The following is a 22,069-nucleotide window of genomic DNA, read 5'->3' as shown; positions in this document are numbered from 1 at the left end:
AAATTGTTTTTCCTTTCCATGCGTCAAGGAGGGCTTGTTTTTCTGTTTTATTCACCAATGAAAGCTCAGAAAGCTTCGCGGCCGGATTTTCCGCTGCGGCTTCTAACAGTTGAAGCCAGTAATGCTTCCATGTCTCTGCCGTTTCCGGTTTAAACAGCGCGGTGTTATATTCAAGCACAAACGTTAAGCCTTCGTCTGTGTCCTCAGCCGTCATTGTCAGGTCAAACTTGGCTGTTTTTCTGTCAAACGGATGGTGCTTCAGCTCAATTCCTTCCATGACCAGATTTTCCGCATTTGCATTTTGCATTGAGAATACCGCATCAAACAGCGGATTTCTGCTCGTATCACGCTGCACCTCAACCTTTTGCAGAAGGTCTTCAAGCGGATAATCCTGCGCGTCAAATGCATGTAAAGCGGTTTGTTTCACTTCTTTAAGATAGTCCGTGAACGTTTTGTCCGCTTCCGGATACGTACGAAGCGCGAGTGTATTCACAAAAACACCGATGACGTTTGTGAGATCCGCATGTGACCGTCCCGCAACCGGCGAGCCGACAATGATGTCATGCTGTCCGCTCAGTTTTGAGAGAAAGGCGCTGTATGACGCCAGCAGCACCATGTACATGGTAGAATCCGTTTGTTTCGCAAGACTGCGAAGAGCCGACGTCTGTTCCTCAGTCAGAGAAAAGACCAGCTTGTCTCCTTCAAAGGTTTGCACGGCCGGACGGCTGTAATCAGCCGGCAGCGTCAATACCGGAAGCTCGCCGTCAAGCTCCCGAAGCCAATGCTCCTCCTGCTTGCGGTACTGCTCTGATTGAATAAATTTCTGCTGCCATACCGCATAGTCTTTATAATGAATCCGCAGCGGCTCAAGCGTTTCGCCGCCATACAATCGGGACAGTTCATCTATCAGCACGCCGACTGAAGCGCCGTCCGAAATGATATGGTGCATATCAAACAGCAGCAGGTGGTCATGTTCAGCCAGCTTGACCAGTCCCGTTCTGACGAGAGGAAGCTGATCCAGGCGGAACGGCCGGATAAAGCTCTGAATAATCCGTTCAGCATCTTCTTCAGAGGCTTCATAATATTCCATGTCGATATCAGCTTCCGCCCATATGCGCTGAACCGTTTCTCCATCCTTTATGTCAAATGTCGTTCTGAAGGCTTCATGGCGTTCTGTCAGCTGTTTCATGACGGATTTCAGCTTTTCTGCATCAAGCTTTCCTTTTAAGCGGAGCACAGACGGCATGTTATAGCTTGTTTCAGCGCCTTCCAGCTGCTGAAGCACGAACATCCGCTTCTGCGGTGAAGAAACCGGATACGTTTCCCGCTCGGCCGCCGGTGTGATGCTCTCAGCCGCCTTCCGCTCAGCCCCTTCAATCAGCTGCGCCAGCCCCGCAGCCGTCGGAGAAGTGAACAGATCCTTTAAGGTAAGCTGCACGCCGAATGTCTTCTGGATAAGGGCCAGCAGTTTCATCCCCGCTAACGAGTGGCCCCCGATCTCAAAGAACTGATCATGGACGCCGACACGTTCCATTTGCAGCACCTCAGCCCAAATATCCGCCAGTTTTTGTTCTGTTTCGTTGCGCGGCGCCGTATAAGACACGGCATTCGCTGCGGTCACATCCGGCATCGGCAGCGCCCGTCTGTCGATTTTTCCGTTCCCTGTAAGAGGCAGTTCATCCAATTGAATAAAGACGGACGGAATCATATAAGCCGGAAGATCCTTCGCCGTATGCTCCCTCAGCTCCCGGGAAGAGATTTCTCGGAGGCCGACAACATACGCGCAAAGAAGTTTGTCACCCGCGCCCTGATCCACAGCGAGCACAATGCATTCCTGAATCTGGTCATGGCTTTGGAGCTGATGCTCAATTTCGCCAAGCTCAATCCGCTGACCGCGGATTTTCACCTGATGATCGATACGTCCGATAAACTCGATATCGCCATTCGGAAGCCATCTGGCCAAGTCGCCCGTTTTATACATCCGTTCACCTTCCTTAAACGGATGCTCTACAAATTTTTCTTCCGTCAGTTCAGGACGGTTGTAGTACCCTTCTACGAGACCTTCCCCGCTGACGCACAGCTCTCCCGCGATACCCGCCGGCTGAATGCGTCCGGCTGAGTTCATAATAAAGACTTCCGTATTGCTGACCGGTTTCCCGATCGGAACGGAGAGCGTATCCTCTTCAATGACATCCACCGGATGGTATGTCGCAAACACCGTGCTTTCCGACGGGCCGTACATATGAAGCAGTCTTCCTTTTCCGACTGCCGCCAGCGCTTTTTTGACATGTTCTACAGACGCTCTTTCGCCCCCGAACATGATTTTCCGAAGCGTCGTCAGACAGGACGGCTCCATATCAACAAGCAGGTGGAACAGGGCCGTCGTAATCATCAGAATGCTGACGTTCTCCCGTTTGATCACACGGGACAGGCGTGACATATCCAGCACCGTATCTTTCGGGACGATCACAAGCTTTGCACCGTTTAACAGCGAACCGAACATATCAAACATAAAAGCGTCAAAGACGTAGTTTGACAGACCGAGCACTGTGTCCTCTTCAGAAACAGTCAAATAGTTCGTGTTTTTTACCGTCCGCAAAATGTTGGCATGTGTGACGATGTTTCCTTTCGGCGTTCCCGTCGTGCCTGATGTATAAGTGAGATTGGCAATCGTTTTGGAATCAAACGGCAATGCTGGATTGCGAGAGTCCTTTTCATAGCTCGCCTCATCATCAGCAAGCACAATGACGCCTTGAAAACCGGCCTTTTCCGCAAGCGGCTTGAGGCTTTGCTGAGTCATGAGCACATTCGCCCCGCTGTCGCGGAAGAAATGCTGAATCCGCTGAACCGGATGCTCAGGATCAATCGGCACATAGGCGGACCCCGCTTTTAACACAGCCATAATGGAAACAATCATATCCATTGACCGTTCACACAGAACAGCCGCGGTTTTTCCGCCGCCTCCGACCGAAAGAATATGCCGCGCAAGTCTGTTGGCGCGTTCATTCAGCTGCTGATACGACAGGGTTTCCCCTTCGAACTGAAGAGCCGTCCGGTCAGGGTTCTTTCGGGCTTGTTCTTCAAAGATCTGCACGATCGTTTGCTCTTTCGGGTATGCCGTGCGTTCCGGGTTGAACCGCTGTAATTGAGTCAAAGCCTCCCGTTCAGAAAGCAGATCATATTCGCTGATTTTCGCATCCGGCTGAGCTGCCGCTCTCTCCAGCAGACGGACATAGTGCGCAAGCATGCGATCCGCAGTTGAGCGCTTAAACAGCTTCGTGCAATAATCCAAATCAAGCGCAATGCCTTCCGCTGTTTCCCGGGCCTGCATGGTCAGGTCGAATTTGGCGATATTGAAGTTTGTTTCATAAAGAGCCAGCGTCAGATTACCGATCTCCGGAATTCCGTCCGAAGCATTTTGCAGACTGAACATCGTGTCAAATATCGGATGCCTGCTCATGTCCCGGGGTACGTTCAGCTCCTCGGTCAGCCACTCAAACGGATAATCCTGGTGGGAAAACGCATCCAGCACCTGCTTGCGCACATGACCTAACAAGCCGGCAAATGTCTGACCCTGCTTCACGGAGCTTCGCAGCGCAAGCGTGTTGACAAACATCCCGATAAGCCCCTCGGTATCAGAGTGGTTTCTTCCCGCTGATGGTGTTCCCACAATGATGTCTTCCTGTCCTGAATACTTAGAAAGCAGCGTATAGTATGCCGATAACAGCACCATGTAAAGGGTGGCTCCGTTTTTCTCGGCAAGCTTCTGCAGCCGTTCCCGCAGCATTTTCGACAGCTTGACGGACACGCGGTCACCTTCAAAGCTTTGCACCTGCGGCCGCGGATAATCAGGGAGCAGCTGAAGCACCGGCAGTTCCCCGCTGAAGACTTCTTTCCAGTACGCCCGCTCCTTCTTGTAGCCTTCTTTCGCCCGTTCCGCCTGCCATACGGCATAATCTTTATATTGAATGCGCAATTCAGGCAGCTGATTTCCCCCGTAGATGTCAGCCAGTTCCTTCAGCATGATGGAAATAGACACCCCGTCAGAAATCAGGTGATGCATATCAAACAGCAGCAGATGACGATTGTGACCGAGCGTTTGCAGGCCGATTCTGAACAGCGGCGCCTCAGATAAATCAAAACGGCGCACAAAGTCCTTCATGACCTGTTCATTCGTTCTTCCGCGCGCTTCGATCATTTCAATATGAAACGGAACATGCTCGCCAATCACTTGTCTCGGCGTGCCGTCCTCTGATTGAAACGATGTTCTGAGCGCTTCATGCCTGCTGATTAAGGCAGAAAATGCACGCTCAAGCTTTTCACGGTCTAAAGCGCCCTCAATCATGGCCGCAGCCGGCATGTTATATCCGACTCCCGCGTCTTCAAATTGGCTTGCGATATAAGTCCGCTGCTGAGCGAGCGAAAGCGGATAGCTCGCCTGCTTCTCAGCCGGCTCAATTGCATTGAATGCCGGTCCTTCGTTTCGGTTTTCCGCATAATCGGCAAGCGCCGCAATCGTCGGATGCTCAAACAAGTATTGCAGCGGAATTTCAACGCCCATTTGCTTATGAATTTTCGTCAGAAGCGTCATTGCCTTTAATGAATGACCGCCTGACTCGAAGAAATGATCATAAATGCCCGCCTTGTCCATTCCGAGGACTTCCTGCCAGATGACGGTGAGCATTTCCTCCGTTTCATTTCTCGGCGCGGCATATTCGGATGAGCTGACAGCCTGCACATCAAGCGCAAACAGCTTTTTGCGGTCCGCCTTCCCGCTCGGCGTGAGCGGAATTTCGTCCGTTTTTGTAAAGTAAGCGGGCACCATGTAATCAGGAAGGTGCTTGGACACATACTCCCTGTACTCGGCAGGGTGAAACTCGGTTCCTTTTTCCTGAACGATATATGCGCAGACATCTAAGCTGCCCTGCTGATCCGGCCGTGCCAGCACGACGGCCTGCGCCGCGCCCGGAGCTTTTCTGAGCACCGTTTCAATTTCTCCCAGCTCAATACGGTAGCCGCGGACTTTCACCTGATCATCTTCACGGCCGATATATTCGATCGTCCCGTCCGGCAGCCAGCGCGCCATATCACCCGTGCGGTACATGCGGCCGCTTCCGTTAAACGGGTCCTGCAAAAACTTCTCTGCGGTCAAATCCGGAAGATTTAAATAGCCGCGGCCTACACCATCACCCGCGATATACAGCTCACCGGCCGTGCCGTCGGGCTGAAGCCGCTGGTGCTTATCCAATATATACAGACGGGCGTTGCCGAGCGGTTTTCCGATCGGAACGTACGCCGCCTGTTGATTCATTCCGTTATCGGCTGACATCTGATGCACGGACGCATCTACGCACGTTTCTGTCGGCCCGTAGACATTCGTCAGACGCGGCGTCCTGCCCGATTGATGAAAGAGCGTCATCAGCTGTTCAGCAACAGCCGCGGACAGGCCCTCTCCCCCAATGAGCATGTGGCTGAGTTCAATTCCGCTGACATCTCCGGCCGCAACCATCATCTGCAGATGTGCAGGCGTTCCGTCAGTGGCTTCAATCCGGTTTTGACGATAATAGTCCAGCAGTGCCGAGCCATTCGTCACAGTCGTTTTCGGCACGATATAAAGCGTCTGTCCCAAAAGAAGCGAAGCGAATATCTGTTTGACGGACGCATCAAAATGAAACGGAGCCAAAAGCGCCATTCTTAACGTCTGCTCACCGCATTGATAAATCTCCTGCTGCAGTGATTGCACCAGATGATGAACTTGCCGGTGCTCAATCATCACGCCTTTCGGCCGCCCCGTTGTACCTGACGTGTAGATGATGTAAGCCAGCCGGTCTGATTGTGTGCTGACACCGTCCGCAGCCGTCTCATACTGAACAGCCTCGTCAAAATCAATCCGTTCGGCATCCGCTGCAGGCGCCTGTATTCCGGCTTCCGTCAGAACAGCCTTCGCTCCGCTGTCCTCCAAAATGTACTGAATCCGATCCGCCGGAAAGTCAGGATCTATCGGCACATAGGCGCCGCCCGCTTTCAAAATTCCCAATATTGCCGCAATGACACGCTCAGAACGGCCAAGCAGCACCGCGACAGGAGAATCGGCTGATATCCCGGCTTGAAGAAGACGTCCGGCAATACGTCCTGACTGTTCATGCAATGTGCGATAGGACAATGTTCGACCTTCATACACAACCGCGGGTTTGTCAGACAGTGACTTCACTTTCTCTTCAAACAGCCCCGGAATCGTCATCTCCTTGCGGTAATTCACCGGATTACCGGAGGCCCGTTTCAGCAGCCGCTCTTTCTCGGATTCAGAAAGAAGAGTAAGTTCATCAATTATGCGATCAGGAGATGAAATCGCATCTTCAATCAGCGTGATCAAACGTTCAGAAACAGATTCAATCTCTTCCCCCTTGAAAATGTCGCTGCGATAGTCAAAATCAATTGTCAATTTCCCGGTGTCCCATCGTTCCTTCACATGAATTGAAATATCATTTGTACCGCTTCCGCTGAAAATAGGGTCTGTCAGGAAGGACAGATTCTCTTTTTTCTGCCACTGCATCACCTGGTACTCCAGAGCCACCGTAAACAATCTGCTCAGCGAACTTTTCGAAGCGCGCAAATCATTGACAAGCAGGTTATACGGATACTTTTGGTGGCGGAGAATTTTCATCAGATCCTTCATCCGGCCTTTAACGAATTCCAAGAACGACTGTCCTCCGTCAACGCTTGTCCGCACAGGCACCGTAGATACGAACATCCCGAGCATCTGCTTTTCTTTCGCATTCGTCCGGTTTCCCATAAACGTACCCGTGACAACGTCATCACGGCCGGTCACTTTGTAGAGATAAGTGATCAGAGCTGACTGGAACAGAGACAGTACGCTGACTTTATGCTCCTCGCAGAATGAATGAATGCGGCCATATAAGTCGTGAGGAATTTCTTGAGAAAACCGTTTCGCATTAAGACCCGCATCTGCCTGGCTCCGTTTCAGGGACACAAGCTCCGGCACGGTCTCAAACTGCCCGTTCCAAAAATCCCGATCCTTTTTAAACCGCTTCGACTGCACATATTCCTGCTCTGTCAGCACGTGCTCAATAAAAGAAGGAATCTCCGTCTGTTCCTCACTTGTCCCGCCTGAAAGCTCCAAATAAATATCAGTAATCGCATTGCCCAGAATTGTCATGGAAATCCCGTCTGAAATAATGTGATGCACATTAGCGTAAAACCAGACCTCATTTTCACTGATCGTGTGCACGGAAAAACGGAATAAATCCTGATCATATAACGCCAGAGGCTTGCCAGCTTCTTCACGCCCCCATTTGGACAGCTCGTCCGCAGAGCAGCCGGCTTGCCTGATATCCGTGTGCCCGATAGAGAGCGGACGGTATTCGCTCACATATTGAACGGGCTCCCCCTCATCATCAAGCCGCAGACGGATTCTCATCGACTCATACCGCCGGACGAATTCCTGTATCGCTTTCTCAACGTAATGAGCCTGTACGCCGTCTTCAGAAATGAGTTTCCCGAAACCGGCTAGATTTGAAATGCTTGTGTTCGGATAGAATTTTTCTGTATACCAGATACGTTTTTGAGCATTTGTTAAAGGATAAAAAGTTATTTCCATATGTGTGCGCCTCCCCTTTTTAAGATAAAGTTGTCAATTCTCCCTTAGAAACAGCCTCCCTCTATGTCCCTAACTCATTCTCAAGCCAAAAGAACCACTTACCTCCAAAAACGATCCCGATTCAATCACCGCCGAAATCCGTCATCCGTTCACCCGCGCAGTCCGAAATACGGCATCAAATTTATGAGAAATCAAGACAAAAAGCCATTGATTGTAAGCACGAAAGGTTTACCTATTTCTGCATGTATTTCTATATATCTACTTACGTTCACTTTATATGAAAATATTGTTTTTATCACCGAAAAATGGGTGAAAAGTTTCATGCGGCACACCGAAAAAAAATCCGACAAATCCAGAGGGTATTTTGCGGCATCCCGCAATTTATTTTCAAAAATATTATTTACGTAAAATTAAAAATCTTTAAACTATAATGAAAATCTGTCGAATATCCAGTTATGGCAGAAATAAAAAAAATTTATGTACGTAATCTGACCCGGAAAAACAGCGCAAGAACCGAAACAGACAGTCCGAATGTTCGCAATATGATTTCATTAAACCGCAAAAAAAGCACTCTATTTTATATAGAGCACTTCAAAAAGATTCCTTTATTGCAGTTTTATCAATGTTGATTAATTCCATATAATCTTTTCCCCACTTATACATGGCGTCCAGAATCGGCATAAGGCTTTCTCCTTGCGCCGTTAAAGAATACTCCACTTTCGGAGGGACGACAGGGTAAACTTCCCTGTGAACGATCAGATCCTGCTCCAGCTCCCTGAGCTGATTCACAAGAATTTTGTGCGTAATATCCGGAATTAAAGCTTTCAGCTCATTAAACCGCTTCGTCCCTTCTTTTCCCAAGTGCCACATAATCAGCATTTTCCACTTCCCGCCTATCACGGCAAGCGTCAATTCCTTTTCGCAATTAAACGTTTTCTCATCCATTCGGCTCACGGACAATTCTCCTTCCTCTTACTTTTTGTACGGTTATCATCTATTCATACACGCTTACTTTTTCACACAACTTTCGTCAGTTTATACTACCACGCAGTTTTGCTGAAACAAAGCGCATTGCCTGCGGGGACAGTATCCTCAAAGTAACTATTAGACTTCAAAGTGCGTACTTCTCAACATGCGGGGCACTCTATAGAATGGAAATACATGAAAAAGAGGAGTGGATATAAAGTGGAATTACAGCTGGCATTAGACTTAGTAAATATCCCGGAAGCAATTGAACTTGTGAAAGAGGTCGAACAATATATAGATGTTGTAGAAATCGGCACTCCCGTTGTCATTAATGAAGGACTGAAAGCCGTGCAGGAAATGAAAACAGCCTTTCCTCACTTGAAAGTGCTTGCCGATCTTAAAATCATGGATGCAGGCGGTTACGAGATCATGAAAGCGGCAGAAGCGGGAGCCGACATCATCACCGTTTTAGGGGCGACAGACGACTCAACAATCAAAGGGGCGGTTGCCGAAGCAAAAAAACAGCAGAAAAAAATCCTCGTCGACATGATTAACGTAAAAAACCTTGAAACACGGGCAAAAGAAATTGACCAACTCGGTGTTGATTATATTTGTGTTCACACAGGTTATGATCTTCAAGCAGAAGGAAAAAATTCATTCGAGGAACTGACGGCGATTAAAAAAGCGGTCAAGAGCGCTAAAACCGCAATTGCCGGAGGCATTAAACTTGATACGCTTCCTGAAGCCATCAAACAAAACCCAGATTTAATCATTGTCGGCGGAGGCATTACGGGAGCTGACAATAAAGCGGATGCTGCTGCTAAAATGAAACAGCTGATCACACAAGGATCATGAAAACGACTGAATACTTACATGAAATACTAAATGAAATATCCCGCACCGCAGCATTAATAGCCGACAGTGAAGCTGACAAGCTTGCGGATCTGATTTTATCGGCAGATCAAATCTTCACGTCCGGAGCGGGACGTTCCGGCTTTATGGCTAAAGCGTTCGCCATGAGGATGATGCACATCGGCCTGAACGCTTACATCGTCGGTGAGACGCTTACCCCTCCCCTCCAAGAAGGCGGTCTCGTCATCATCGGCTCAGGCTCAGGCGAAACAAAAAGTCTGCTTCATACGGCTGAAAAAGCCAAAAACCTTAACGGCATCATCACTGCATTAACGATTAACCCCGCTTCAAGTCTCGGCAAACTTGCGGATCTTACAATAACGATTCCCGGCTCTCCTAAAGAAGAGACCGGCGGAGACAGAAAGACGATTCAGCCGATGGGTTCTTTATTCGAACAAACTCTTCTGCTGTTCTACGATGCGGTTATTCTAAAAATCATGGAGAAAAAAGAATTGAATTCAGCAGACATGTTTACAAAGCATGCGAATCTGGAATGATTTGCTGACGGCCTTCTTATCAGATGGCCGTCTTTTTATCGTCCTGTTTCGCACGACACTCGCAGACGAAGATACCTCGCCGGTGAGCTTATCGCTATAATAAGTCAATTGACGATACGGCCGCAACCGTTCATTTCTGAATAAGGAAACGGCAAAAAACACTTTCTGATCGAATTTTTAATGAATAAAGTTGATTTGTGCGGATGGTTTTACAGATATTCAGCTGAATTGCGGCTGAGAAATATATTTTAACAGCTTTACAGCCGGCCGATTCTGCTTTATTCTTGGACCAGCTTAACAGCAATTTAAAACTGGAGGTGATTGATACTCTTGAAAACATTAAAAGCACTGCTGCTTGTTCTTATCATCATTGCCGGAGCAGTCGCGGCCCTGATCAAGGGTGATCTTTTCTCAGATAACGAGCAGACCGTTCAGAAGAGTGATTACGACAAGGTAATCCTATTTCCGTCCGATCGATATCCGGAAACAGCAAAGCATATTAAGGACGCGATAAAAGAAGGACATTCCAGCATATGCACCATTGACAGAGACGGAGTACATAAGCGGCGTGAGCAATCTCTTAAACATGTGCCTGTCAAAACGGGATACGATAGGGATGAATGGCCGATGGCGGTTTGTAAACAGGGCGGAAATAATGCCTCCGTAGAATATATTTCTCCGGCAGACAACCGCGGAGCCGGCTCTTGGGTCGGACACCAGCTTACCAATGATCCCGACGGAACGAGAGTATTATTTAAAATCAAGTAAAAAACAGGAGGAACAGCGCATTGATTAAATCATGGAAACCGCAAGAACTGGCCATTTCTTATCATCAATTTACAATCTTCCAAAAAGATTCAGAACCGCCTGTTATCGATTGGACCGATGAAGCTATTGAAAAAGGATATGCGGAAGCTGACGGAGCTGTTTCATTTGAAGCAAGGAGAAATACGAGGGCATTTATCGTCCTCAGGCTTAACACAAGTGAACCGGTACCATCCTATGAGAAAAAAGCGACTGTTCCCTTTGAGGCTGTAAAAGATGGAATTGAGATTGAAAGCGTGATGTCAAAGCGGCTTTCTTTTAATATTCCGAAAGGCCGATACAGCCTTACCTGTTATTCAGTGCCTGCCGAAATATCCGATCTTCATGCGGATACGTATATTATTGATGCAGCCGCAATGTAAAAGAAATCCCTGAGAGAATCATATTTCTCTCAGGGAACTTTTATAAACTTTTACCGTTTGTTTCAATTACATTCTGATACCAATAAAAACTTTTTTTCCTGATCCGTTTCAAATCTTTTTCATCTTCTTCATCTCGATTGATATAGACAAAACCGTAGCGTTTTTGATAGCCGTTCAGCCAGCTTAACAGATCCGTGAATGACCAGCTGCAGTAGCCGATGAGATGAACTCCATCACTAATGGCCTCTCTGCACTGTTCAAGATGGGAGCGTAAATAGTCAATTCTGTAGTCATCCTGAATTGAGCCGTCTTCTTCTATTTTATCGAATTCCCCCAGCCCGTTTTCTGTTATAAAAACCGGCAGCTCATAGCGGCTCGTTATACGCCGAAGGCCGATGCGCAGACCTATCGGGTCAATCGTCCAATCCCAATTACTCGTCACGAGGTTAGGATTCTTTTTCGTTTTAAACAGCCCCGGTATACCGGTATCCTGGTTTGTCCCTTTCTGACCAGTCGTGTTCATTTTCCCCTCCGATACACCATCAAGAGGATTTCTTTCGTACGTAATCGTCTGATAATAATTAACACCGATAAAATCCGGCTTGCCTTTCGCAAGCAATTCCATATCCCCGGCTTCAATGGCGGGCGCCCAGCCCTTTTCCTTTAAATAATTGAAAGGAATTTGCGGATAAGTCCCCCGGCAATACATATCAAGCCACCAATGGTTCATAAATTCCTCTGCGTTTTCAAATGCAGTTATGTCTTCAGGGTGACTTGTAAGCGGATAAGCCGGTGAATAAGCGAAGCTCGGGCCGATCAAACCGTCAGGAACATATTGTCTGAAGGATTCAATCGCTTTGGCATTAGCTAAAAATGCGATATGATTCGCTGCATAAAATCGTTTTCTGTCCTTTACGCCGGGCGGATGTGCAGCTGTTATAAACCCGTTATGAAAATTATAATTCTGCTCATTTAACGTGACCCAGTATTTCACCTTGCCGGCAAATCTTTTGTATAACGCAATGCAGTAATCATTAAAATCATCAATAATTTTTCTTGATTCAAAGCCGCCGTATTCATCCATCAGCGCCTGAGGCAAGTCCCAATGATAAAGAGTCAGCACCGGCTCAATATCGTTAGAAATCAATTCATCGATCAGGTCTTCGTAAAATGCGATCCCTGATTCGTTAATTTCCCCTCTGCCATTCGGAAAAATTCTCGGCCAGCTGACAGAAAATCGGTAAGCTTTCAAACCCATTTCTGCCATCAAGGCGATATCTTCTTTATAGCGCTCATAATGGCCGACTGCTGTATCGCCATTTGAGCCTTTAAACGTTTTACCCGGTATTTTCGTGAATAAGTCCCATACTGAAGGTCCTTTACCGTCTTTATTCCAGGCTCCTTCAACCTGATAGGCAGCCGAGGCTGACCCCCATAGAAATGTATCAGGGAACAGGCCCTGTTTTTTATGTATCATGTGTTTCATCCTCCTGATGCGTATGATATTGATATCATACGTTATGAAACGCGTTTCAGAGCAATCCCGATAAAAACAAAAAAGCATCCGGCTTGCCGGATGCTTAAGAATGATGATGCCGCTTTTCCAATTTATGAGGCGGAGGCTTCGGGACAAACCCATTTTGTTTCATCATGTTAAAGCGCCTGTCCATATGCTGTTTAATATGTTCTGCTTTTTCTTTCGGCAGGACCCCGTACTCAACATATTTGGATATGACATGTTTTCGTTTTTCGAGCACTTCTTTTTCAAGTGATTCAATTTCTTTTTTCTGCTGTTCCGTGAGTGACATTGTTGAAGGCATTTTTGTTCCGGCGGCGTGTGCCGGCATTGTGAAAACCATTGCTGTAATGAAAAACGCAGCTAAAGACAATGCAGCTTTTTTCATGACTCTTTCCTCCTTTAACGTTTGTTATATGTTGCTCCCCCATCCATTTTTTATGCAAAAAAAGAGCGAAATTATTCGCTCTTTTCAATCGATTCGTCCGGCAGCGCGTATGTGACATACGTTCCTGCTACAAAATCGTGGATTGACCGTCTGTCTTCTCTCATTCCGACCATGAATGCGCTCACGATCACACCGATTCCAAACGTCACGCCATATATCAGGCCGCCCACAAGCACTCTCAAAATCATAGTGAGAAAGCCTACCTGAGTTCCGTCTTTTTTGACGATGCGGATACCGCAGATCTTTTTGCCGATAACATAACCGTTCCAGTATACAGGGAGCAAAATACCATAAAGAGTCAAAATAATGCTGATCATTGCGCTCTCATTCGGATCTTTTCCTGTTGCCAGCATAAAAATAATCGCCAAAGGCACTGAAGTAATTAAATAGTCGAGTACCACGGCTCCCAATCTGATCCAAAATCCCGCCGGTCTGTAAATATTCATCGTGTTTCTCCTCGCTATGGCTTCAAAATCACTTTAATGTTGCCATCTTCTTTTTTGTCAAATATATCATATGCAGCAGGAGCTTCCGCAAGACTCATTTTGTGTGTAATGATATCCGTCGGATCAATTTCATTTTGTTCGATCATTTGATACAGCATCGGCATCAGATGAATAACGGGTGCCTGGCCCATTTTTAAAGAAACGTTGCGTGTGAAAAAATCGCCGAGCGGAAAGCCGTCCGCTTCAGAAATGTATGCGCCCGTGAGCTGCACGGTTCCGAACTTCTTAACGGCTTCTGATGCTGTAAGAATCGGACTGATCGTTCCGAACTGATTCGGTTTTTGCTCTGTTTTTTCTTTTGAAAGCGGCGTGCCGTCCATTCCGACACAATCAATCACTACATCCGCGCCCCCTGACGTTTGTTCATGCAGCAGTTTCCCGATCTCATCATGTTCTGAAAAATTGAAGGTCTCTGCTCCGTTTATGCGTCTCGCATGTTCAAGGCGGTGCGGGACTTGATCAACTGCGATAACCCGTTTAGCTCCTTTTTTCCACGCGAATTTTTGCGCCATTAAGCCGATCGGGCCTGATCCCAGAATAACGACTGTATCCCCTTTTTTCACTCCGCTGTGCTGGACGCTCCAAAAGGCGGTCGGCATGACATCTGACAGAAGCAGCACCTGCTCATCTTCAAGCTCACTGTCTGCCGGAACCAGAAAAGAAGAGAAATCAGCATAAGGAACACGTAAATATTCAGCCTGCCCGCCGGGATAATTACCGTTAAACTCCGAGAAACCGAATAAGCCGCCGGCATCTGTATGAGGGTTTGGATTTGATTCATCACACTGGCTTTCCATCTGGTGCTTGCAATAATGACATTCTCCGCAGCCGATGTTAAAAGGAATCACGACCCGGTCGCCTTTTTTCAGCTTTTTGACTTGACTGCCCGTTTCTTCAACGATTCCCATCGGCTCATGCCCGACGATATAACCCGGATCGGCGGGTATTCCGTTTTTATATAAATGAAGGTCTGAACCGCATATCCCGGTTGCGGTGATTCGAACGATGACATCTCTCTCATCTTGAATGGCGGGTGCCGGGACTTCTTTCACTTCCATATGTTCTTTTCCTTGGTATGTCAGTGCTTTCACACTTGGTCAGCTCCTTTTTCATCACTCCTTCCCTTTTCACCTGCTTCTAAACTTGGCCGGTATGTTATTCGGCCCGCTGAATATCCCATTGAAAAGGATCTTCAAGCTGCGACCAATCGGAATCGAACTCAGACGGCGTGAGCAGGCACTGATCCAATTCCTTTGTAATGGCTGCTTCATCTAAATCTGTTCCGATAAACACCAGGTTCGTATGACGGTCTCCGAATTGGTCGTCCCAATCTTCCAGAATCTCCGGTTCCTGCTGTTTGATCTGCTCCTGCTCAAGTTTCGGCATTGCCGCCACCCAATAAGAAACAGGCTCAATCGAAACCGCCGGACCCGCCTGAGACATCAGCAGCGCAAGGCTGTTGCGGGTTGCGCACCAAGCAATTCCTTTTGCGCGCACAATGTTGTCAGGGATTGATTGATGCAGCCAGCTGTCAAAACGAGCGGTATGAAACGGCAGACGCCGCGAGTACACAAACGAAGTGATGCCGTACTCTTCCGTTTCCGGAGTGTGCGCTTCATGACCTGCCGTCAGTTCCTTTATCCATCCTGCTGATGAACTCGCTTCCTCAAACTCAAATAAACCGGTATTCAATATGTATTCGGCGGGCACTTCTCCGCGGACGGACCGGATCAGTCTGGCACGGGGCTGTAATGCGCGAAGGACCGTTTCCAGCTGTTCAAGCTCTTTTTCGCCCACCATGTCGCATTTATTTAAAATGAGCACATCACAAAACTCGATTTGGTCAATTAATAAATCGGCAATCACCCGTTCATCCTCTTCTCCCGCCGCTTCCTTCCGGTCAAGAAGGCTGTCACCGGACTGGAAATCATGCCAGAAGCGGTTTGCATCCACCACGGTCACCATTGTGTCCAGCCTGCAGAATGTTGTCAGATCAATGCCCATTTCTTCATCTATATAAGAAAATGTCTGGGCAACGGGAATCGGTTCGCTGATCCCTGTTGATTCAATCACAATATAATCAAATCTGCCGTCTTTCGCGAGTTTCTCAACTTCGACTAATAGATCCTCACGCAGCGTGCAGCAGATACAGCCGTTGGATAATTCTACGAGTTTCTCATCCGTCCTTGACAAGCCGCCTCCCTGCTTCACCAATCCCGCGTCTATATTTACTTCGCTCATGTCATTGACGATGACGGCAATTTTTAAACCGTTGCGGTTTTGTAAAATATGATTCAAAACGGTCGTCTTTCCGGCACCAAGATAGCCGCTCAATACTGTAACCGGAATTTTTTTCATATAAATAGCCTCCTGACAAAATAGAATGATTACGATTTATATCCCGCACCTGCCCCTTTTTCATCATGATGTACATTGTTATAAATCGTAACCGTTACTATTTATTCTGATATATTCTCCGTTTAAAATCAAGTGAAAAATAATCAATCATAAAAAAGACACGCTGTCATACGTGTCTTCCGCCCAAACTTAAACATCCGCAGGACTGTTTTCAGTGCCATAGCTTTTTCTCCAAAAATAGCCTGCGGCCAGAACAAGCACAAATGCGAGCAATGCGATACATGAAAAAGAGATAAAACCGATCGCATAAGTTCCCGTCATCTGCTTCAATGATCCTAAAATATTGGGAAGGAAAAAACCTCCTATGCCGCCGGCCGCTCCGACGATTCCCGTCACCATTCCGATTTCTTTTGCAAAGTGCTGAGGGACAAGCTGAAATACTGCTCCGTTGCCCATACCGAGCGCCATCATTCCGATAAACAACAGAACGATCACCGTTGAAAGCGGAGGCAGGCTGCTGACTCCCGCCATACACAGAGCCGCGATGACAAACAGTACAGCGAGAACTTTCGCACCTCCCGCACGGTCTGAAATCCAGCCTCCTGCAGGGCGAAAGAAACTGCCCGCTGCAACACATATTGTGACGAAATCACCGGCATGGATTTTTGACAATTGATATTGATCAACGAAAAAAATCGCCAAAAAACTTGATAATCCCACAAAACCTCCGAAAGTGACGCCGTACAAAAGACAGAAACACCATGTCTCCTTCTGCCTGAAAACGTGAAGATAGTTTTTAAGCGGCTGCGGTGCGGGCTGTGCAGGAGAGTCCTTCGCCATGACGATAAACAGTATAAAAACGATCATCAACGGAAGAAGCGCAATTCCCATTACACTGTGCCACCCAAACTGTTCTGCGAGGCGGGGACCGAACAATGTCGCAAACAAAGTGCCGCTGTTGCCGGCACCTGCTATCCCCATCGCAAGCCCCTGCAAGTGAGGCGGATACCACCGGCTCGCCATCGGAAGCGCGACAGCAAAACTTGCGCCCGCCACGCCCAGCAGAATGCCGATCGCATACAGCTCAGTCAAAGAACGGCCGCCGAATGCCCCCCAAAGCAGCGGGATCATTGTAATCAGCATCCCGATCACGGCTGTTTTCTTCGGACCGATCCTGTCCGTTAACACACCTAAAATGATCCGAAACACAGATCCTGATAAGATCGGAAGAGCCACGACAAATCCTTTTTCAAAAGAAGATAACCCGAAATCCTGAGAAATATAAACGCCGAGCGCCCCCAGCATGACCCAAATCATAAAACTCACATCAAAATATAAGAAGGAACAGAGCAGAGTGAGCGGATGGCCGCTTGTTTTTAATTCCGACAGCTTCATAACATTCTCCTTTCCGGTCTTCTATCATTTCAAATTGCTGAATCAAGAATATATGACCGGCATTCACCGGAAAAGACATGTGTAAGATAATGCGACACATTTAATGCGTTAATCAGGCAATGTGCCATAATTTCTCATAGAGAAGCAAAACTTACAGGCAGCTGCAAAGGAGGTTTGCCGAATGAAGAAACAACGATTAATTGTTGCAGGGAACGGAATGGCCGGAATCCGCTGTATTGAACACATTTTAAAGATGAACCGTGACATGTTTGAGATTGTTATTTTCGGAACCGAACCTCATCCCAATTACAATCGCATTCTCTTATCCTCCGTTTTACAAGGTGAGGTTTCGCTTGATGACATTACGCTGAATAGCCGCGAATGGTACGAAAAAAACGGAATTACGCTTTACACGGGAGAAACGGTTGTACACATTGATACAGAACGGCAGGTTGTCACAACGGATCGGAAGCGCAGCATGACTTACGATCATTTCATCGCGGCAACTGGCTCCTCTCCTTATATTCTCCCCATACCCGGAGCAGAGAAAGAAGGTGTGTACGGCTTTCGGACAATAGAAGACTGCCAATCCCTTATCAATGCGGCCGGCCGGTATCAAAAGGCGGCGGTCATCGGCGCCGGTTTATTAGGTCTTGAAGCGGCCGTCGGCTTACGGCAGCTCGGCATGGACGTCAGCGTCATTCACCACTCTTCCGCCATTATGCAAAAACAGCTTGATCAAACGGCATCCCATCTGCTGCAGAAAGAACTGGAGCGAAAAGGCTTAGTCTTTCTTTTAGAGAAAGACACGGCATCCATTACAGGAAACTCACGGGCGGAAGGCATCCGTTTCAAAGACGGTTCTTCCATAGAAGCAGACCTGATTGTCATGGCCGCCGGTGTGAGGCCCAATATCCGATTGGCTGCATCTGCCGGACTTTCAGTGAACCGAGGAATCATCGTCAATCAATTCATGCAGACGAACAAACCGAATGTGTATGCCGTCGGTGAATGCGCGGAGCATGACGGGATTGTATACGGATTGGCTGCACCGCTTTATGAACAGGGAAAAGTGCTCGCACAGCATCTATGCGGCGTTCCGTGCGAAGGGTTTCAAGGCTTTGCACAATCTGCGGCCTTAAAAATAGCCGGTATTGATGTATGGTCGGCAGGAAAGGTGCACGAGGATGAACACACAGCCGGCATATTGCTCCATGACGAGCATGCAGGCATCTACAAAAAAGCGCTCTTTGAGGACGATAAACCGGCCGGCTTTATTTTATTCGGGGACACGCGCGGTAAACATCGGCTTCTCGACAGTCTTGTGAAGCAAAGGGACATTTCCATCGTGAAAAAACAGCTCATGGAACCCGATCAAGGCGGTATATCCTTTGAATCCATGCCTCTCCATGAAACCATTTGCCAATGCAGCTCAGTGACCAAGGGCTCCATTGAAGAAGCGGTGAACAAATATGGCTTAAAAACCGCGGAGGAAGTGAAGCACATGACAAAAGCGTCCGGGTCTTGCGGGGGATGCAGACCGCTCGTCGAAGACTTGCTGAAGTATATGGCAAGCGATGATTACACAAAACCTTCCCGCCAGCCTTCGTTTTGCGGCTGCACCGATTTGACGGAAGAAGAAGTCATCGCCGAACTTCGGCGCCGTCCATTCACTGATACCGCCGAGGTGATGGAAGTGATCGGCTGGAAAACAGAAAACGGCTGCCGCATTTGTATTCCGGCGCTTCACTACTACCTGGAAAGGATGCGGCCTGATTTTATGCAGTTCAATGAAATATCGGCAGAAGAGACATGCACCCTGATTCCGCAAATGTACGGCGGACTGACAAGTGCGGGAGAGCTCAAAAACATCGCAAACGTCATTGAAACATACGGCATCCCCGGCGTTTCAATTACTGACAGTCACCGGCTGAAGCTTTCCGGAATCAGGCCAAATGACCTTGCAAGCATCAGAAAAGCACTGAACATGCCGGTTTTCTCCCCCCGGCACCGCTGGACGATTCAAATCAAAGCATGTACGTGCGGACAGCATCGCTCCTTTCAAGAGCTGGCAAGCAGGATTGAACGAGATACCGACACACTTGCCGTCCCCGCTTATGTATCCGTCAGCTTGTCATGTGAAAACAATTGCAGCGATGCTTACATTCAGGATATCGGCGTGCTTCAGACACAAACTTGCTGGGAAATTTATATCGGGGGCGTCCGCGGAAAACAAGCCCGCGCCGGCAGCCTTTTTTGTGTGACGAATAACGAAGACAGTACCGCCGCTATGATGAAAGGCCTTATTCAATATTATCGCGAAACGGCTCACTACAACGAAGCGATTTATCAATGGGTTGACAGACTCGGCCTCGTCCATATCAGAGAAATGCTGTTTGAAGAAGATATGCGGACACAGCTTCTGAAAAATCTCCGTTCAGACATATCCCTGCTGCAAAACCTGTCTGCCGGGAAAACGCCATACGAAAGGATGAAGCTTTTTGACTGAACCGATGCTCCGTTATTTCCGTGACAAACTGCAAGATGTCCAATCGGAAAAAACATATGAGACGCAATGCCCGTTCTGCAGCATGCAATGCAAAATGCAGCTTACGGAACAAACCTTCGCGGCACGGAAGAAATACACTGCAATCGGCATTGATAATCCGACGACACATGGCCGTTTATGTACAAAAGGCATGAATGCCCATCAGCATGCCGTGCACTCTTCCCGCATTACACGCCCCCTGCTTAAAAAAAACGGTGAATTTGTGCCTGTCTCTTGGGCTGAAGCACTGAATCGCATAAAGGAACAAATCAATCTGATCCAAACCGAACACGGCAATGATGCGATGGCCGTCTATGGGAGCGCCTCAATTACAAATGAAGAAGCCTATCTGCTTGGAAAGTTCGCACGGGTCGGCTTACAGACGAAATACATCGATTACAACGGGCGGCTCTGTATGTCTGCCGCAGCAACGGCGGCCGGCCAGACATTCGGCGCGGACAGGGGCCTGACGAATCCATTATCGGACATTCCGCATACACGTGTCATCATCCTGGCAGGCACCAATATCGCGGAATGCCAGCCGACGATCATGCCGTATTTTGATAAAGCGAAAGAAAACGGGGCTTACATTATCGCCATTGATCCCCGGGAAACGGCGACGACCAAAATAGCCGATCTTCACCTGAAAATCAAGCCCGGCACAGACGCCGCCCTGGCAAACGGACTCGTCAAAATCTGCATTGACGAACAGCTTACAGACAAAGACTTTATCCGCACACGCACAAACGGATTCGATAAGCTCAAACGGCATACCGACGCTTTGGATCTGGAAGAGATCTCCGAGCAGACAAGTGTTCCTTTGGAGCATATGCGAAAGGCCGCCGTGAAGTTTGCCAAGGAAACATCCGGCATGCTGTTTACAGCGCGGGGGATCGAACAGCAGACTGACGGTACCGCGGCGGTGAAAGCTTTCTTAAATATGGTGCTGATCACCGGAAAAATCGGCAAGCCCTTCTCAGGTTACGGGGCGATTACCGGTCAAGGCAACGGACAAGGCGCGAGAGAACACGGCCAAAAAGCGGATCAGCTTCCGGGCTACCGTTCTATCGAAATTGAAGAACACCGGGCGCATATTGCGAAGGTGTGGGGGATTCATCAGGATGAGCTGCCGCGAAAAGGCGTCTCAGCCTATGAAATGATAGAAAAAATAGATAGCGGCGACATCAAAGGACTGTTTCTCATGTGTTCCAATCCGGCTGTTTCCGGCCCAAATGCGAATTTCGTCAAGCAGGCAATCAAGAAACTGAGATTTTTTGTCGCAGTTGACTTATTTATTTCTGAGACCGCGGCATTCGCGGATGTGATTTTACCCGCCTCCTCTTACTTAGAAGATGAAGGCACGATGACAAATGTAGAAGGCCGCGTGACATTAAGAGAAGCGAGCCGGCCATGTCCCGGCGAAGCAAAGCATGATTGGCAGATCATTTGTGATCTCGCATCCGCTCTCGGCAAGGGCCGCTACTTTTCTTATACGTCAGCGGAGGATATTTTTAATGAATTGAGAGAAGCGAGCCGAGGCGGGATTGCCGATTATTCAGGCATCTCATACGACAGGCTCAGACGTGAAGGCGGCATTCATTGGCCGTGTCCGGAATCTGATCATCCCGGAACCGGGCGCTTGTTTACAGAATCATTTGCTCATCCGGATCAAAAAGCGGCATTAAGTGTGATTCCAAACGAACCGGCCATCCCGAAAGAGAAGCCGACAGCCGATTATCCGCTTTATTTAACGACAGGCAGAGTCATGTCTCACTACTTAACAGGCGTCCAAACGAGAAAAAGCTCTGCCTTGGCTGCAAGACATTTCGAATCCTTTGTGGAAATCCACCCAAAAACGGCGGCCGACTATCATATCGAAGACCGTGTTCTCGTGAAGATAGAATCCCCCCGGGGCAGCATCACGGTCCGGAGCAGATGGTCGGAGAACGTACGAAAAGACACGTTGTTTGTCCCCATCCATTGGTCTGACACGCAAAACGTCAACGATTTAATTGGTGAAGCCTTGGACCCGGACTGTAAAATGCCCGGTTTTAAGATGTGCGCGGTACGAATCAGCCCTATATAATTTTTCATAAAATTTTTAGATTTTTTAGTATT

The 22,069-nt window shown here is 48.0% G+C and carries 14 protein-coding genes; 6 read left to right on the top strand and 8 right to left on the bottom strand.

Translation table 11 applies throughout. The features are described 5' to 3' along the window. Both srfAA and hxlR read right to left on the bottom strand, forming a co-directional pair. On the bottom strand, positions 1-7,618 hold a 7,618-nt coding region (gene srfAA, locus AR442_RS00775), incomplete at its 3' end, for a surfactin non-ribosomal peptide synthetase SrfAA (RefSeq protein WP_060557604.1). 591 nt (positions 7,619-8,209) lie between these two features. Then, a complete protein-coding gene (gene hxlR, locus AR442_RS00765) occupies positions 8,210-8,572 on the bottom strand; it encodes a transcriptional activator HxlR (RefSeq protein ID WP_007409352.1) in 363 nt (120 codons plus the stop codon). Positions 8,573-8,803: 231 nt separating this feature from the next. On the opposite strand from hxlR, the gene hxlA reads away from it, so the two are divergent. From hxlA to AR442_RS00745, 4 genes are all read left to right on the top strand, one after another. Continuing rightward, entirely contained in the window at positions 8,804-9,439 is a 636-nt protein-coding gene (hxlA, locus tag AR442_RS00760; protein ID WP_014416875.1) for a 3-hexulose-6-phosphate synthase, read from the top strand. Beyond that, the gene (hxlB, locus tag AR442_RS00755) at positions 9,436-9,993 is read left to right on the top strand and encodes a 6-phospho-3-hexuloisomerase (protein ID WP_014416874.1); all 558 of its coding nucleotides are present in this window, start codon (positions 9,436-9,438) and stop codon (positions 9,991-9,993) included. The genes hxlA and hxlB overlap by 4 nt, the downstream gene beginning before the upstream one ends. 330 nt (positions 9,994-10,323) lie before the next feature. After that, the gene (locus tag AR442_RS00750) at positions 10,324-10,761 is read left to right on the top strand and encodes a NucA/NucB deoxyribonuclease domain-containing protein (protein WP_003156588.1); all 438 of its coding nucleotides are present in this window, start codon (positions 10,324-10,326) and stop codon (positions 10,759-10,761) included. 20 nt (positions 10,762-10,781) lie between these two features. Beyond that, a complete protein-coding gene (locus AR442_RS00745; protein WP_014416873.1) occupies positions 10,782-11,180 on the top strand; it encodes a competence protein ComJ in 399 nt (132 codons plus the stop codon). 40 nt (positions 11,181-11,220) lie between these two features. On the opposite strand, the gene AR442_RS00740 is transcribed toward AR442_RS00745, so the two are convergent. The 6 genes from AR442_RS00740 to AR442_RS00715 form a co-directional block, all read right to left on the bottom strand. Beyond that, positions 11,221-12,657 (bottom strand): glycoside hydrolase family 1 protein, encoded by a 1,437-nt coding sequence (locus AR442_RS00740; RefSeq protein WP_014416872.1) that lies wholly within the window; start codon positions 12,655-12,657, stop codon positions 11,221-11,223. 103 nt (positions 12,658-12,760) lie between these two features. Beyond that, complete coding sequence (locus AR442_RS00735; protein WP_263612330.1) at positions 12,761-13,039, bottom strand: YckD family protein; 279 nt, start codon at positions 13,037-13,039, stop codon at positions 12,761-12,763. A gap of 116 nt (positions 13,040-13,155) precedes the next feature. Beyond that, complete coding sequence (locus AR442_RS00730) at positions 13,156-13,590, bottom strand: RDD family protein (protein ID WP_014416871.1); 435 nt, start codon at positions 13,588-13,590, stop codon at positions 13,156-13,158. Positions 13,591-13,604: 14 nt separating this feature from the next. Further along, positions 13,605-14,741 carry a zinc-dependent alcohol dehydrogenase gene (locus AR442_RS00725; RefSeq protein ID WP_007609290.1) on the bottom strand — a complete coding sequence of 379 codons (1,137 nt, stop codon included), beginning with the start codon at positions 14,739-14,741 and terminating at the stop codon, positions 13,605-13,607. A gap of 64 nt (positions 14,742-14,805) precedes the next feature. Continuing rightward, on the bottom strand, positions 14,806-16,008 hold the full coding sequence (locus AR442_RS00720) for a GTP-binding protein (RefSeq protein ID WP_014416870.1): 1,203 nt from the start codon (positions 16,006-16,008) through the stop codon (positions 14,806-14,808). 189 nt (positions 16,009-16,197) lie between these two features. Further along, positions 16,198-17,403, bottom strand: coding sequence for an MFS transporter (locus AR442_RS00715; RefSeq protein WP_014416869.1), 1,206 nt, complete (start codon positions 17,401-17,403; stop codon positions 16,198-16,200). A gap of 181 nt (positions 17,404-17,584) precedes the next feature. Between AR442_RS00715 and nirB the strand changes: the two genes are divergently transcribed. Both nirB and nasC read left to right on the top strand, forming a co-directional pair. Beyond that, a complete protein-coding gene (nirB, locus tag AR442_RS00710; protein WP_053285440.1) occupies positions 17,585-19,912 on the top strand; it encodes a nitrite reductase large subunit NirB in 2,328 nt (775 codons plus the stop codon). Beyond that, positions 19,905-22,037, top strand: coding sequence for an assimilatory nitrate reductase catalytic subunit NasC (nasC, locus tag AR442_RS00705; RefSeq protein WP_053285441.1), 2,133 nt, complete (start codon positions 19,905-19,907; stop codon positions 22,035-22,037). The genes nirB and nasC overlap by 8 nt, the downstream gene beginning before the upstream one ends. The last annotated feature ends 32 nt before the right edge of the window (positions 22,038-22,069 follow it).

The organism is Bacillus velezensis, from assembly GCF_001461825.1.
GTDB lineage: Bacteria > Bacillota > Bacilli > Bacillales > Bacillaceae > Bacillus > Bacillus velezensis.
Note: the sequence above shows the minus strand (reverse complement) of the source record. Positions and strands in the feature narration are given on the sequence as shown.